Below are 15,019 nucleotides of genomic sequence, written 5' to 3'. Positions count from 1 at the left end.
GTTACTGCCCCTTCGATTCGTGTGCGTCGTCGTGACCGTGCTGCAGGTCGCCCTGTACGAGACGCCATGCGTCGTCGACATTCTCCGTCTCGCCGCTGAAGATCGCGCGAACCCGCACGAAGAACATCGGGATCATGAAAATGGCGAGGAACGTCGCCGTGATCATCCCGCCGATCACGCCGGTGCCGATCGCGTGCTGGCTCGCCGAACCCGCGCCGTTGCTGATCGCGAGCGGCAGCACACCCAGCATGAACGCGAGCGACGTCATCAGGATCGGACGCAGCCGCAGGCGCGCCGCCTCGATCGCCGCGCGCACCGGCCCCATGTTCCCGCCCGCCTGCAGCTCGCGCGCGAACTCGACGATCAGGATCGCGTTCTTCGCGGACAGGCCTACCGTCGTCAGCAGGCCGACCTGGAAGAACACGTCGTTCTCGAGGCCGCGCAGCATCGTCGCGAGCAGCGCGCCGACCACGCCGAGCGGCACGACCATGATCACCGAGAACGGAATCGACCAGCTTTCATACAGCGCCGCGAGACACAGGAACACGACGAGGATCGAGATCGCATACAGGATCGGCGCCTGCGAGCCCGACTGGATTTCCTGGAACGACAGCCCCGTCCACGAATAGCCGATGCCTTCCGGCAGCTTGCTCGCGAGCGCTTCCATCGCGGCCATCGCCTGGCCGGTCGACTTGCCTTGCGCGGCCTGCCCCTGGATCTCGATCGACGATACGCCGTTGTAACGCTCGAGCTTCGGCGACCCGTAGATCCAGTGGCCGCTCGAGAACGCGCTGAACGGCACCATCCCGCCCGAGCTGTTGCGCACGTACCAGATGTTCATGTCTTCCGGCGTCATCCGGAACGGCGCGTCCGATTGTACGTACACCTTCTTGATCCGGCCGTCGGTATCGAGGAAGTTGTTCACGTACTGCGACGCCCATGCGATCGAGAACGTCTGGTCGATCGCCGCGGCCGTCACGCCGAGCGCGTTCGCCTTCTCGCGATCGATGTCGACCTTGTACTGCGGCGTATCGTTCAGGCCGTTCGGGCGCACCAGCGCCAACGCCGGATCCTTCGCGGCCATCCCGAGCAACTGGCCGCGCGCGGCCATCAGCGCTTCGTGACCGAGGCCGGCGTTGTCCGTCAGCTCGAAGTCGAAACCGGCAGCGGTACCGAGTTCGGGAATCGACGGCGGATTGAACGGAATCACCATCGCGTCCTTGTACGTCGAATAGTGCGCGAAGGTCCGGCCGATCAGCGCCTGCACCTTCCGGTCCGAACGCTGGCGCTGCTCGTACGGTTTCAGCTTCACGAACACGAGGCCGGCGTTCTGGCCGCGGCCCGCGAAGCTGAAGCCGTTGACCGTGAACACCGAATCGACCACATCCTTCTCCGCGGTGGTCAGGTACGTATTGATGTTGTCGAGCGTCCTGCCGGTCGTTGCCTGCGTGGAGCCGGACGGCGTCTGCACGATCATGAACATGTAGCCCTGGTCTTCATCGGGCAGGAACGACTTCGGCAGGCGCGCGAACATCACGCCGACCGCGAGGAACACGGCGAGGTAGATCACGAGCCAGCGGCCGGAGCGCCGAATCACGTGGTTCACGCCGCTCGTGTAGCGATCCCGGCTGCGATCGAAAGTCCGGTTGAACCAGCCGAAGAAACCCTTCTTCTCTTCGTGATGCCCCTTCTCGATCGGCTTCAGGATCGTCGCGCACAGCGCCGGCGTGAGAATCAACGCGACCAGCACCGACAGCACCATCGCCGACACGATCGTCAGCGAGAACTGACGATAGATCGCGCCGACCGAGCCGCCGGAGAACGCCACCGGCACGAACACCGCCGACAGCACGAGCGCCACGCCGACGAGTGCGCCGGTGATCTGCCCCATCGCCTTGCGGGTCGCCTCCTTCGGCGACAACCCCTCCTCGGCCATCACCCGCTCGACGTTCTCGACCACCACGATCGCATCGTCGACCAGCAGGCCGATCGCGAGCACGAGGCCGAACATCGACAGCGTGTTGATCGAGAAGCCGACGATACCCATGATCGCGAACGTGCCGAGCAGCACGACCGGCACCGCGATCGTCGGGATGATCGTCGCCCGCAGATTCTGCAGGAACAGGTACATCACGAGGAACACGAGCACGATGCCCTCGATCAGCGTCTTGACCACTTCCTCGATCGACAGGCGCACGAACGGCGTCGTATCGTACGGGTAGTGCACGACGAGACCATGCGGGAAGTACTTCGACAGCTCGTCGATCTTGGCCCGCAGCGCGTTCGCGGTCGCCAGCGCATTCGCGCCGGTCGCGAGCTGGATACCGAGGCCGGCCGTCGGCTGTCCCATGTACTTCGTGTCGAACGTGTAGTTCTCCGAACCCAGCGCCGCGCGGCCGACGTCCTTCAGGCGAACCTGCGAGCCGTCCTGGTTGACCTTCAGCAGGATGTTGCCGAACTGCTCGGGCGTGCGCAGCAGCGTCGATTCGGTGATCGTCGCCTGCAGCACGGTGCCCGGCTTCGCCGGCGTGCCGCCGATCTGGCCGCCCGCGATCTGCACGTTCTGCTGCGTGATCGCGGCCGTCACGTCGGTCGGCGTGAGGCTGTAGTTGGTCAGCTTGACGGGGTCGAGCCAGATCCGCATCGAGAACTGCGAACCGAGCAGCAGCGTCTGGCCGACGCCGTTCACGCGGCTCAGCGGGTCGAGCACGTGCGACGCCACGTAGTTCGTCAGATCCTCCTTCGACATCCGGCCGTCCTCGGAGTTGAACGCGAACCACATCAGCCAGTTGCTGCTCGATTTCGTGACCTGCATGCCGAGCTGCTGCACGACCTGGGGCAGGTTCGGCGTCGCGAGCGACAGCTTGTTCTGCACCTGAACCTGCGCCACGTCCGGGTTCGTGCCCGGCGAGAAGGTCAGCGTGATCGTCGCGTTGCCCGAATCGTCGCTCGTCGACGACATGTACAGGAAGTTGTCGAGACCGCTCATCTGCTGCTCGATCACCTGCGTGACCGTGTCTTCCACCGTCTTCGCGGAAGCGCCCGGGTAGTTCGCCTGGATCTGGATCGTCGGCGGTGCGATCGTCGGATACTGCGCGATCGGCATCTTGAAGATCGATGCGACGCCGGCCAGCATCAGCACGATCGCGATCACCCACGCGAAGATCGGGCGATCGATAAAGAACTTGGCCATGAAACGGACTCCCTGTTATTGCGCGCTCGACGCGGCAGCCGAGCTCGCTGCGGCGCTGGCCGCGGTAGTCGCCGGCGCGGCGCTTGCCGGCGCGGCGCCCGCCGATGTGGCGGATGCGGCGTCCGGCGCCGGGGCGAGCTGCGCGGGGACGGTCTTCACGGTCGCGCCCGGGCGCACCTTGTCGACGCCCTGCACGATCACGTGATCGCCCGCCTGCAGGCCGCCTTCCACGATCCAGTTCGGGCCGTACGTGCCGGTCGTCGTCAACGGACGCGGCTCAACCTTGTTGGCCGCGGTCACGACGAGTGCGATCGCCTGCCCCTTCTGGTCGTGCGTGACGCCGATCTGCGGCACCAGGAACGCGTTCTCGTTCACGCCTTCCTCGATCCGTGCGCGCACGAACATCCCCGGCAGCAGCACGCGGCCCGGGTTCGGGAACACCGCGCGGATCGTCACCGAGCCGGTGGTCTGGTCGACCGTCACGTCCGAGAACTGCAGCTTGCCCGGCTCCGAGTAGGTCTTGCCGTCCTCCAGGATCAGCGACACCTTCGCCGCGCCCGGGCCGCTCGTCTTCAGGCGGCCGCTCTGCACGTCCTGGCGCAGCTTCAGCCCTTCGAGGCTCGACTGCGTGAGGTCGACGTACACCGGATCGAGCTGCTGCACCGTCGACATCAGCGTCGCCTGGCTCGCCTGCACGTAGGCGCCCGGCGTGACCTGCGAGATGCCGACGCGGCCGCTGATCGGCGACACGACATCCGTATAGCCGAGGTTGATCTGCGCGGTGTCGACCGCCGCCTTGCCGGCCGCGACGTCCGCCGCGGCCTGGCCTTGCGTGGCGACCGCGTTGTCGTAGTCCTGCTTGCTGACCGCGTTCGCGGCGACCAGCACCTTGTAGCGCGCGACCAGCGCGTTCTGCGTGACGAGGTTCGCCTGCGCCTTCGCGAGCGTCGCCTTCGCGCTGTTCAGCGCCGCGATGTACGGCGCCGGATCGATCTTGTAGAGGCGCTGACCGGCCTTGACGTCGGTGCCTTCGGTGAATTCACGGCGCAGCACGATGCCGTCGACCCGTGCACGCACTTGCGCGACGAGGAATGCGCTGGTGCGGCCCGGCAGTTCGGTCACGGCCGGCACGGCTTGCGGCTGGACGGTGACGACGCCGACTTCCGGTGTTTGCGGCGGCGGTGCCGATTCTTTTTTTCCGCAGGCAGCCAGGAAAACGGCAGCCGTTGCGGCAGTGATTAAGCGGTATGGAACCCGTTCGACGCGCATGGAGCGACCTCTCACAATTAGACGACCTTCAATGGGAATCATCAGATCTCCTCATGGCCCTGACGCGCGGCGGACCTGCAGCTTCCTGCCCGCCGCGGATGCGGACGCGTGTTGCGGGTGTGCGTTGCACCCTGCGGAGCGTTCGTGTGCCGAACTGCTTCCGAAAAAGAACGGCGAGCCCGCGCCTCCGGCGGGATCGCGTTGCCATGGATTCGGCCAGACCGCTAGCGCGCGGGTCGAAATGCGGCGCAGGCGAATTCGATGAACGCGCGCGCGGCAGCCGGCAGACGCGCGGCACGCGCATGCGCGAGCTTCAGCGTGACGGGCGCGAGCGGGTGGACCGGGGCCACGCGCACCAGCGTGCCGGCCGCCAGATCGGCATCGACGAGATACGCGGGCAGCACCGCCGCGCCCATGCCGGCGACGGCGAGTCGTCGCACCATCTCGAGATGGCCGACGCCCGTATTGGCGGGTGCTACGCCGGATCGAATCCCGGCCGCGCGGTCGTCGTCGGCCGCCGCCCGCTCCAGCCGCACGGCCGCGATGTCCGGCCAGTCGCCCGACGCAGCCGCGCCGCCGTGCGCGGCGACGTAAGCCGGCGCCGCGACGCGCACGGATTCGTACGCAGCCAGCGTATGCAACGCATGCGCGCCGGACACCGGCATGCCATCCGTCAGGAACGCGACGTCGATGTCCTCGGCGGTCAAGTCGACGTGGGCATCGGTCAGCGTCACGGTCGGCCGCACGTCCGGAAACCGGTGCACGAAACGATCGAGCAGCGCGCTCAACTGGCTGAGCCCGAACGCAACCGGTGCGGCCACGCGCAATACGCCTTCCGGCTTGCTGCCCATCGCGACGAAACGGCCGTCGATCTCGTCGATCGCACCGAGGATCCGCTCGACGCGCGCGAGATACAGCTCGCCGATTTCGGTCAGCGACTGATGGCTCGTGCTGCGTTGAAGCAAGCGCGCGCCGAGGCGCGTCTCGAGCGCTTCGACGAGCCGGCTCGCCATCGCCGTCGACACGCGCAAGCGCGTCGCCGCCCGACGAAACCCGCCTTCCCTTGCCACCGTCACGAATGCCCGAATCGATTGAAGTTGGTCCATTTCTCCGGATTCCCCTGCGCGCACGACTGCCCGTATCCCTGCACCCGATGCCGCGCCGCGCGCCGGCCCGCATCGAGCCGGCCAATGCGGCGGCCCCGACGCCGGCTCATCCGGATCGGTCGGCCCGTGCGCGACAGACGCGATCCGGCTTGCAACGGACGCAAACCGGCCTCGGCAAGCCCGATGCACGATTATTCAATAGCAGTCCTGAGTCTTTCCCAGCGATACGCCGCGGCGACGCACGCGACAAGGCCGGCGGCGACCGCGCATCACGCGCACGGTATTGCCCGCGCCATCCGGGCACGCTGAATCGCATTTCTTCAGCAGGTGCAATGGTAGGGAAACCGCCGGGAAATAGCTTGCCCGATCCTGCGATTGTTTTGCCTTAATTTCCGAATTTGTGCGCCGCACACCGTGCAACGGCGCGTGACGCATCCGTCGAGCATGCAGGTCCGGATGATCGGGCTAATTTCGGACAGGTTTAGGCAATCCCGCGCACGCAACTTCACAGTACGATTGATCGCCGTGCCAGCACCTCGACAGGGGACGGCAGCCGCGCATCGCATCGCCCACTCCGTCAACCGCTCATGCAACATGGAAATCGACGCCCGAACGCCACCGCAACCGCGCACGCCGCCGGATCATGATGGTCGGTCGCCAGCCCGATCGGCCGCGGCCCGGCTCGCGGCGCTGATCGCCGCGTACGCGCCGCACGACGGCATGTTCGACCTCCCGCTGCGCGGCATGCGCATCGCGCGTGCTTGCGCGCCGCCGGCGCAGTGGAGCCACGGCGTGCACCACGCGTGCCTGAGCATCGTCGGGCAAGGCGCGAAGTCGATGCGGGTCGGCGACGATACCTACACGATCGACGCATCGCGGATGCTGGTCGCAACCGCCGACCTGCCCGTGACCGGACGCGTGACGCGCGCGAATCCGGCCGAGCCGTTCCTTTACGTGCAGCTCGCACTCGATCCGCATCGCATCGCGGCGCTCACGCCGCGCGTGTTTCCGCGCGGGCTGCCGAAAGCCGTCGACTGCCGGGCACTCGCGACGCACGACGCGACGCCGGAAATCGTCGACGGCGTCGCCCGGCTGATGCACCTGATCGCACAACCGGACGACCTCGATCTGCTCGCGCCGCTGATCGTCGACGAAATCCTGATCCGGCTGCTGCGCGGCCCGTCGGGCGCGCGCGTCGCGCAGATCGGCGACGCCGGTTCGACCACCCAGCGCATTTCGCGCGCCGTCGCCTGGATTCGCGACCATTACCTCGACCCGATGGCGGTCGACTCGCTCGCGCGGCAGGTGGGGATGAGCCCGTCGACCTTCCACCATCACTTTCGTGCGGTCACGTCGATGAGCCCGTTGCAATGCCAGAAGGTGCTGCGGCTGCAGGAAGCGCGCCATCTGATGTGCCTCGCGTCAATGGACGCGCGGCAGGCGTGCCGAAGTGTCGGCTACGTGAGCGCGTCGCAGTTCAGTCGCGAATACGCGCGGCTGTTCGGCGATGCGCCGGGCCGCGACGTCGCGAGGCTGCGCGACGAAGCCGTGCCGCTGTCGCGCGTCATACCGTGAATGGATATCGCGTGCGAGGCGGCGGTTCGTCACCTGCTCGATCGTCGGGCGGCTGCGCCCTCACGCGAATCAGGCATGACGGGATGCGCAGCAAGCATTCGATGCAGCCTCGTCGGCGGCCAGCATTTCGGGCACGCACTCCCGCAGGAAATCGACGAACGTGCGGATCTTCGCATCGAGATACTGACGCGACGCATACAGCGTGTAGACCGTCAGCTTCTGCAGCCGGTAGTCGGGCAGCACGCGCACCAGTGCGCCGCTCGCGAGCGCGGGCAGCGCCGCCGACATCGGCAGCGAGCCGATCCCGAGCCCCGCGCGCAGCGCGGCGCCGAGCGCATCGGCGATATTCACTTCGAAATCCGGTACCGGCAGCTCGAACGTTTCGCGGCCGTTCGGGCCGTCGAGATGCCAGCGGTCGCGCGGAAAGAGCGGCGTGACGAGCCGCAGGCACGCATGCCCGGCGAGATCGCTCACCGTGCGCGGCGTGCCGCGCGCCTTCAGGTAGGCAGGCGACGCGCACAGCACGCTGCCCACGTCGCCGAGCCGCTGCGATACCAGCCCGGAATCGGGTAGCTCCGTCGTGCTCAACTGCAGCGACACGTCGTAGCCTTCGTCGATGATGTCGGGCACGTGCTGCGACAGCGTCAGCTCGACCGCGACGGACGGATAGCGCTCGCGGTAGCGCACGACCGCAGGCACCACGTAGGACTGGCCGAAACTCGTCGTCGCATGAACGCGCAGTCGTCCGGACGGCTTCGCCTGTGCATCGGCCGCCTCGGCTTCCGCTTCGTCGATATAGCCGAGGATGCGCTGGCAGCGGTCGAGATAGCGCTGCCCGGCGTCGGTCAGCGCGATGCGGCGCGTGCTGCGGTTGAGCAGGCGCGTGCGCAGATGCGTTTCGAGTTGCGCGACCGAGCGCGACGCGTAGGCCGTCGTGATGTCCAGACGCTGGGCTGCGCTCGTGAAGCTGCCCTCCTCCGCGACCCGGACGAAAATGCGCATCATCTGTAACGTGTCCATCGACCTGTTCCCGGGGATTGTCACGTCGCACCGCCGTGCAGCCACGGTGCCGACAACGCCGGCACACGCCGGTCCGGCGCGAATTGTGCGGAACAGTACAGCAGCGTTGCAGGCGTGTCCAGTTCGTCGTAGGCGGCGTGATCCGGCTGCCGAATCGTGCTGCCGGGCGGCTCGCCGGACGGCATCGGGACCGTGCATACACGCGTATCGGACGTACCGACGGGCCAACGGCATCGGCCGCCGAAAACGACCCGCAAACCGTCATGCCGCCAGCCGCTCGATTGACGCCGTTCGCATCTCGCGCGTTACGCAGCGCCCGCCGCATCGAACGGATTGCGCAACACGATCGTGTCGTCGCGCTCCGCGCCGGTCGTGATCATCGACACCGGCGCACCCGCCACGGCCTCGATGCGCGCGATGAAATCCCGTGCGGCCCGCGGCAGCGCCGCACGCTCGCGCACACCCTTCACGGAGCCTTGCCAGCCTTCGAACCGTTCGTAGAGCGGCTTCGCGCGCGACTGCGCATCGAGGCTCGCGGGCAGATGGTCGACGCGCGCGCCGTCGAATTCGTAACCGACGCACAGCTCGATCGATTCGAAACCGTCGAGCACGTCGAGCTTGGTGAGCGCCAGCGAATCGATGCCCGAAATCCTGACGGCCTGGCGCAGTTGCGCGGCGTCGAGCCATCCGCAGCGTCGCGGCCGGCCCGTGTTGACGCCGAACTCCTGTCCACGCGCGCGCAGCGTTTCGCCGGTGGCGTCGGTCAGCTCGGTGAGGAACGGGCCGCCGCCGACCCGCGTCGCATACGCCTTCGTGACACCCAGCACGTGGCCGAGCTTCGCCGCACCGAGCCCGGTGCCCGCCGCCGCGGCCGACGCCACGGTGCCCGACGACGTCACGAACGGATACGTGCCCCAGTCGATGTCCAGCATCACGGCCTGCGAACCCTCGAACAGAATGCGCTCGCCGCGGTCAGTCGCGTCGTTGAGGTCGGCCCAGACCGGACGCACGAACGGCAAGATCTTCGGTGCGAGCGCAACGAGGGTCGCCAGCATCGCGTCGCGATCGTACTCGTCGAGCCCCAGGCCGCGGAACCACGCGTTGTGATGATCGACCAGCACGTCGAGCTTGGCGGCGAGCCCGTGCGGTTCCGCGAGATCGCCGACGCGCAGCCCGCGACGCCCGACCTTGTCCTCGTAGGCCGGCCCGATTCCGCGCAGCGTGGTGCCGATGGGTTCGCGGCGCAGCCGCTCCTGCGCCTGGTCGATCGCACGGTGAATCGGCAGCACCAGCGTCGCGTTCTCCGCGATCGACAGGTTCTCCGGCGTCACCGGCAGCCCGAGCGCGGCCATCCGCCCGATTTCCGCGAGCAGCGCTTCGGGGTCGAGCGCCACGCCGTTGCCGATCACGCCGCGCTTGCCGCGCACGATACCGCTCGGCAGCAGCGCGAGCTTGTACGTGTTGCCGTCGACGACGAGCGTGTGCCCCGCGTTGTAGCCGCCGTTGTAGCGCGCGACGAGATCGGCCTGTGCCGCCAGCCAGTCCACAACGCGCCCCTTGCCTTCGTCACCCCATTGGGCGCCCACGACCACCACGTTCGGCATGCTCCGCACTCCATGTGAGAAATTCAGACACTCGTTCGGCCGAATCGGCCGTTTGTGTGCCATATGAATTCGCTGCGCGCGTTCGAAGCCGCCGCGCGGCTCGGCAGCTTCACCCAGGCTGCCGACGAGCTGTGCGTGACGCACGGCGCGATCAGCCGGCACGTGCAGCAACTTGAAGCGTGGCTCGGGCGGCCGCTGTTCGAACGCCACAACCGGCGCGTCGAACTGACTGCGTCTGGACGCGCGTACCTCGCCGAGGTCGGTGCATCGTTCGACCGGATCGCGCTCGCCACCGCGCAGCATTTCGGCCACGCGCAGCAGCGCGTGTTGCGTGTCAGCGCGCCCGCAACGTTCTCGCTGCGCTGGCTCGTCCCGAAGCTGTCGTCGTTCCAGGTCGCGCATCCGGCCATCGAGGTGCGGCTGTCGACGTCGAACGAGCCGATCGAAAAGTTGCGCGACAAGGTCGATCTGATCGTTCGCGGCGGCCCGCAGGCCGTCGACGGATACGTCGCGGAGGAATTCCTGTCCGAAGTCCGGCTGCCGGTGTGTGCACCGAAGTTGCTGGAGGGCCGGTCGCTGGATACGCCCGCAGATCTCGCCGGCTTCACGCTGCTGCACGCGGCGACCTATCCGGGCATGTGGCCGGAATGGTTCGCAGCCGCCGGGCATCCGAATCTCGTCCCGCGGCACTCGCTCACGCTCGAGCATTTCTACCTGACGTTGCAAGGCGCGCTCGACGGGCTCGGCGTCGCGATGGGACCGATCGCGCTCGTCGCCGACGACATCGCCGAAGGCCGGCTCGTGCAGCCGTTCAGCGAACCTGCGCTGCCGCCGTGGCGCTACTTCACGTATGTGGCGTCCGCGCGAGCGGATGACGACGCCGTACGCGCGTTCAAGGACTGGCTGAAGGTGGCGGGAAGCGCGACTGCGTCGGACGGGCGGGATTGATCGCATCCGCCTGCGAGTCGTGCATCGTCACGGCATACAGGATTCCGAATTAAATGGAATAAACCTGCCGAACGTTCTTGCCTTCACGCATCGCGTGATCGCGATGCACGCGGCAAGCCGCGGATCGAACCGCGGCTTGCCGCCGAACGACGCTTACTGGCTTGCCGCACCGGCGGCCTTCTTCTCCGCGTTCTGCAGGTTCTGCGGATAGTTCGGATCGTTGGCCGCAGGCTTGTAGCCGGCGTCTTCGAGTTTCTTCAGTTCGGCGTTGTTCTTCGCACGCGCGGCCTTGCGCTCGGCTTTGCGTTTGGCCCTGGCTGCCTTGCGCGCTTCGCTCTTCGCTGCCTTCGCGTCCTGTGCAGCCGGCGCGCTGGCGGCATCGGTCTGCGCAAACGCAGGAACCGCCGAGCCGAACAGGAAAGCGGCTGCAGTAGCAGCCAACGTGAGTTTTCTGATCTGGATTCGCATCGCTGAACTCTCTTTTTTGATAACTATCACGGTTTGAAAGACCATCGAGATACCGCCCCCGCCCCGATCGATTCGTCATGTCGCGATCAGGACCTGTGCATCATAACCGTGTCGCAAAAAATGTGGCGCGAACGTGACGACGGAATCGGGATACACGTATGGGAGACAACACGGTTTCCGCGGTCGGTGACGGGTGGAGTCGTATGCGATACGGCGCGACGCGCCGACAGCCGTTTCACCGGTGGTGATATCGATGCGCGCATGCGCGACGTGAAGATCGTCGTCCTTGCCCGATCACCGCAACAGCAGTCGATCCGTACGTCGCATCAGCGGGCGATGCGGCTCGAGCGGCGGTTTCTCCCATAAACGACCACGATTCGGTTTGTCGGCGATCGAGACGACTATGGTGCGTCGTTGCGGCGGGCGGTAATGGGTCCCGCAGGCATCGTGATGCAGAAAGTACCTGTGGAGGTAAGACGCTTCGTCGATCGGCAGGTCTGGCGGGAAAGGTGGGGTTGCGTGAACGGCCGAGACGTCGGTCCGACTGAGTGCAGGAATGTACGGGAACCCGATATGAACGAGCAGCGCTTGTCGGGTAAATGCGCTCACGGCGGTGGAGACTTGTCCGTTCGAGCGACCGTGCGTGTCGACGTGTCGGGCGCCGCACATGGATGCCGATCGTTTCCTGTTTGCTCCCATCAATGGTTCCTTATCTGCACGGAGCCGCGATCCACACAGCCTGCTTATACCTGTGCTCCGCCCGATCGGTGAGCTTTTACGGGATTCCAGGTTCTTTGGAAGGTGAGCAGGTTCGGGAGCAGTGGGCCAATTCGATTGCGGTGAGCTTCGGCATCGATGAAGTGTTCACATTCGCTCGGGTGCTCTCGATGAATTCCGTCGAGATCGTCCCAGGCACGGGGAATCCGTGCGCGGCATTTTGGCGCTGGGCCTGTTTTCGTGCGGTGGCGCGAGTCTTTCCTTGCCTGTGACGGGTCCCGCACGGTGCCCGGCTCCAAAGGTAGAAAAACGGACGGGACGCACGGAAGAAAAGCAGTCCGGCGCCGGTCCCTCCCGCACAGTCCACAGGCTAAATTTGGCGAGTGGCTTCCCATGCGCGCGACAAAAAACTTGTCCATGGACGAGGCAGCACGAGGACAAAAAACCACTCGCGTGGCGGTGCAAGATGATTTCGAACTGCTGTGGGGAAAAGTAACGGCGTTCGTTCCGCCGGTCCAGCGCAGATGGCGGGCTGCCAGGGGACAGGTTTCGGGGTCCCATAAACGGGAACCTCTCTGCCGAATCCGGGATTTCTTCCCATAAGTTTCTACGTTTCGAGGTTTGTGAGTGGGCGCTCACCTCCTCGGAATGCGTTGTCAGGCCTGGAGCCTCCCAGAAACGGCGCCTTGAACAGGGCCGAGCGGCGTGGACCGAGTGGTTGAGGGGCCTCGCGTCCCACAGATGGCTGCCATTGGTAGCGGTTTATGGGGTTCGTTTTTTGTGCAAGCACACGTGTGTTTACATCTTTGGTAAACCACGTTTACTTCTTTAACTACTTTTAGACGGCTCACAGCCTTATCTGGCAAGGGTTTGAGCCGTGTTCGGTACCCATTTATGGGACGACAGGTGGAAGGGTTTGGGGTTTCAGGTCTGTGGATTTGGGGTTTGGGGTACCGCGTTGTGGGGAATCAGGGTTGTGGATATGGGGCGAACGTATCCGGTTATGGGAAATCGACCATCCATCTCGTTGGGTAGCCGTCTATGGGAACACGTGAAGGTAGCTTTTTATGGGGTTCTTTTCTCGGCCGGTAGTCGGATATGTGCACGGCGATTTCCTTCGGGTAGCCGGTTATGGGGAATCTCGAAGGTACCCGTTTATGGGAGCCCTTCGGAGTCAATTCGCTGTCTAGCGCCCGCCGGTTCCACGAAGCCTTCCCATAGACAGGACCGATACCGTACACAGGTTACCTTTTATGGGGAAACGGAATGGTTTCCATTTATGGGGGCGATTTCCACCTTCGGGACAAACAGCAAGACTATCGAGGATGCTTACAGGTACCCTCCTATGGGAATCGATGAAGGTAGCAAGCTATGGGAGAAAACAGCGGTGGTGCTGCGGGGCACCACGAATCCTCCCGACGATCTCGATTCCGCTCATTTGCCCCCATGGATGGCTACCTTCGCCGTGGCAAATCTTGTGCCGGGTTTGCCGGTGCCGACAGGAAAGGTAGCGGCTTTTGGGAGGAATTTTGATCAAAAGGTAGACGGATATGGGGCGCTGCACAAGTCTATCAATTGAAATTTTTCCTTTGTTATCTGATGCTTAGGCGGGATAGTGAAAGTGATGCTGGAGCAAGGGCGTTGCTCCGCCGCGCGAAAAGGTATAAAGTCCGCTTTCAATAAGGCAACCTTACCCGGACACCACGATGCCGCGCAAGCCCGCAAGCAAAGGCTCAGACAAACAGGTTTCGCTGTTTCAGACCCCTGAGCCACCCGACTTGCTGCGCAAGGCGGTCCAGGCGATTCATATCGCGCCGAAGTCGGGAAAGATCGGCCTGCAGCAGCGCAAGATGTTCAGCTCGTTGATCAAGAACGCGCTTCGGCAGGAGGCATTCGAGCCGGGCCGGACGAGTTTCTCGATCTCGATCGCGTCGCTGTCGCACGAGAGCGGGCTGAACAGCAACAACACCAAGTACGTGAAGGACACGGTCAACTCGCTGATCAGCACCGTCGTCAACTGGGACTACCTGGCCGCGGACCGTTCGACGGTCTGGAAAGCGTCAGGCCTGCTCGCCGGCGCCGAACTCGAGCAATCGGTGCTGAAGTACAGCTTCTCCGACCAGATTCGCAGCGAACTGCTCAACCCCGAGATCTACGCGCTGATCGATATGCGGATCGCTCGCGAGTTCCGGCGGTCGCACTCGCTTGCGCTATGGGAAAACACGGTGCGCTACGAAGGGATCGGCATCACCGCGAAGATTCCTCTGCCGAAATTCCGTGACCTGATTCTCGGCCAGGACAAGGCGTCTCAGTCGTACAAGGAGTACAAACTGTTCAAGAGCAAGGTGCTGGTGCCGTGCATTCAAGAGGTGAACGAAGTATCGGACCACACGCTCGAGCTGATCGAACACAAATCCGGCCGCAGCGTGGAAGCCGTGCAGTTCAAGGTAACGCGCAAGCAGAGCACCGATACGGTCGAAGAAGGCGACGTCAAGAACGAAGCGCTGGTCGAGGAAGTCGCGAAGTTCGGCATTCCGCGCTCGGAAGCGCGCCGGCTGATCACGCAATACGGCGTGCAGCGCATCAAGGCGGCGATCGCCTATACGCTCAATCGAACCACGAAGAAGAATGCGGCGCCGGTCGACAACGTCGCCGCGTATTTCCGCAAGGCGCTGACGCACGGTTACACGCTGGCCGACGGGCAGGGAACCGAAGCGGCCGCACCGGCGAAGGAATCCGCGCAGAGCAAGCAGGAACAGATTCGCGACAAGTATCTGGCGGCGAAGGTCGAGGAAGCCGGCGCGTATTTCCGCGAGCTGGAGATCGACGACCAGACCAAGCTGATCGAGCGTTACAACGAGACGGTGGCGGGTTCGAAGGACCTGACGCTGTCGCCGAAGAAGAAGGCGAGCAAGCTCGCGCAGACGAGCTTCTTCCGATGGCTGGCGCTCGATACGTGGGGCGAGCCTACCTCGGACGACCTGCTGGAATTCCTGCTGAAAAGCAGCCTCGCGGGCAACTGAACGAGGCCTCGCCATCGTGCGCGCCGTGCACCGGGCCGTGTTGCGGTCCGGCTTCGCGACGCAGCGCGCGGGGCGAGGCCTTTTGCCGGGGGCGCG

10 protein-coding genes are annotated in these 15,019 nt (G+C 65.0%); 4 read left to right on the top strand and 6 right to left on the bottom strand.

All coding sequences use genetic code 11. The annotated features are described in order from the left end of the window. Position 1: 1 nt before the first annotated feature. The 3 genes from WS64_RS18685 to WS64_RS18675 form a co-directional block, all read right to left on the bottom strand. Positions 2 to 3,193, bottom strand: a complete 3,192-nt coding sequence (locus WS64_RS18685; protein WP_060967266.1) for an efflux RND transporter permease subunit — start codon at positions 3,191 to 3,193, stop codon at positions 2 to 4. A gap of 15 nt (positions 3,194 to 3,208) precedes the next feature. Continuing rightward, complete coding sequence (locus WS64_RS18680) at positions 3,209 to 4,462, bottom strand: efflux RND transporter periplasmic adaptor subunit (protein WP_060967265.1); 1,254 nt, start codon at positions 4,460 to 4,462, stop codon at positions 3,209 to 3,211. Positions 4,463 to 4,686: 224 nt separating this feature from the next. After that, entirely contained in the window at positions 4,687 to 5,568 is an 882-nt protein-coding gene (locus WS64_RS18675) for a LysR family transcriptional regulator (RefSeq protein ID WP_060967264.1), read from the bottom strand. 594 nt (positions 5,569 to 6,162) lie between these two features. On the opposite strand from WS64_RS18675, the gene WS64_RS18670 reads away from it, so the two are divergent. Continuing rightward, on the top strand, positions 6,163 to 7,143 hold the full coding sequence (locus WS64_RS18670; protein WP_208606861.1) for an AraC family transcriptional regulator: 981 nt from the start codon (positions 6,163 to 6,165) through the stop codon (positions 7,141 to 7,143). A 69-nt stretch (positions 7,144 to 7,212) separates the two neighbouring features. Here WS64_RS18670 and WS64_RS18665 read toward each other — a convergent pair whose 3' ends face one another. Together WS64_RS18665 and WS64_RS18655 are read right to left on the bottom strand one after the other, a co-directional pair. Further along, positions 7,213 to 8,163 (bottom strand): LysR family transcriptional regulator, encoded by a 951-nt coding sequence (locus WS64_RS18665; RefSeq protein WP_059579558.1) that lies wholly within the window; start codon positions 8,161 to 8,163, stop codon positions 7,213 to 7,215. A gap of 305 nt (positions 8,164 to 8,468) precedes the next feature. After that, the gene (locus tag WS64_RS18655; RefSeq protein ID WP_060967263.1) at positions 8,469 to 9,767 is read right to left on the bottom strand and encodes an adenylosuccinate synthase; all 1,299 of its coding nucleotides are present in this window, start codon (positions 9,765 to 9,767) and stop codon (positions 8,469 to 8,471) included. Between the two features lie 63 nt (positions 9,768 to 9,830). Here WS64_RS18655 and gcvA point away from each other — a divergent pair, with 63 nt between their 5' ends. Then, a complete protein-coding gene (gcvA, locus tag WS64_RS18650; protein WP_060967262.1) occupies positions 9,831 to 10,715 on the top strand; it encodes a transcriptional regulator GcvA in 885 nt (294 codons plus the stop codon). Between the two features lie 153 nt (positions 10,716 to 10,868). On the opposite strand, the gene WS64_RS18645 is transcribed toward gcvA, so the two are convergent. Then, positions 10,869 to 11,183 (bottom strand): hypothetical protein, encoded by a 315-nt coding sequence (locus WS64_RS18645; RefSeq protein ID WP_059579550.1) that lies wholly within the window; start codon positions 11,181 to 11,183, stop codon positions 10,869 to 10,871. 2,062 nt (positions 11,184 to 13,245) lie between these two features. On the opposite strand from WS64_RS18645, the gene WS64_RS34390 reads away from it, so the two are divergent. Both WS64_RS34390 and WS64_RS18640 read left to right on the top strand, forming a co-directional pair. Continuing rightward, the gene (locus tag WS64_RS34390; protein ID WP_155720449.1) at positions 13,246 to 13,479 is read left to right on the top strand and encodes a hypothetical protein; all 234 of its coding nucleotides are present in this window, start codon (positions 13,246 to 13,248) and stop codon (positions 13,477 to 13,479) included. 127 nt (positions 13,480 to 13,606) lie between these two features. Next, complete coding sequence (locus WS64_RS18640; protein WP_059579547.1) at positions 13,607 to 14,923, top strand: replication initiation protein; 1,317 nt, start codon at positions 13,607 to 13,609, stop codon at positions 14,921 to 14,923. The last annotated feature ends 96 nt before the right edge of the window (positions 14,924 to 15,019 follow it).

The sequence above is a fragment of the Burkholderia anthina genome (assembly GCF_001547525.1).
Lineage (GTDB): Bacteria > Pseudomonadota > Gammaproteobacteria > Burkholderiales > Burkholderiaceae > Burkholderia > Burkholderia semiarida.
The sequence above is the reverse complement of the archived record's forward strand: the minus strand, read 5'-3'. Positions and strand labels throughout refer to the sequence as shown.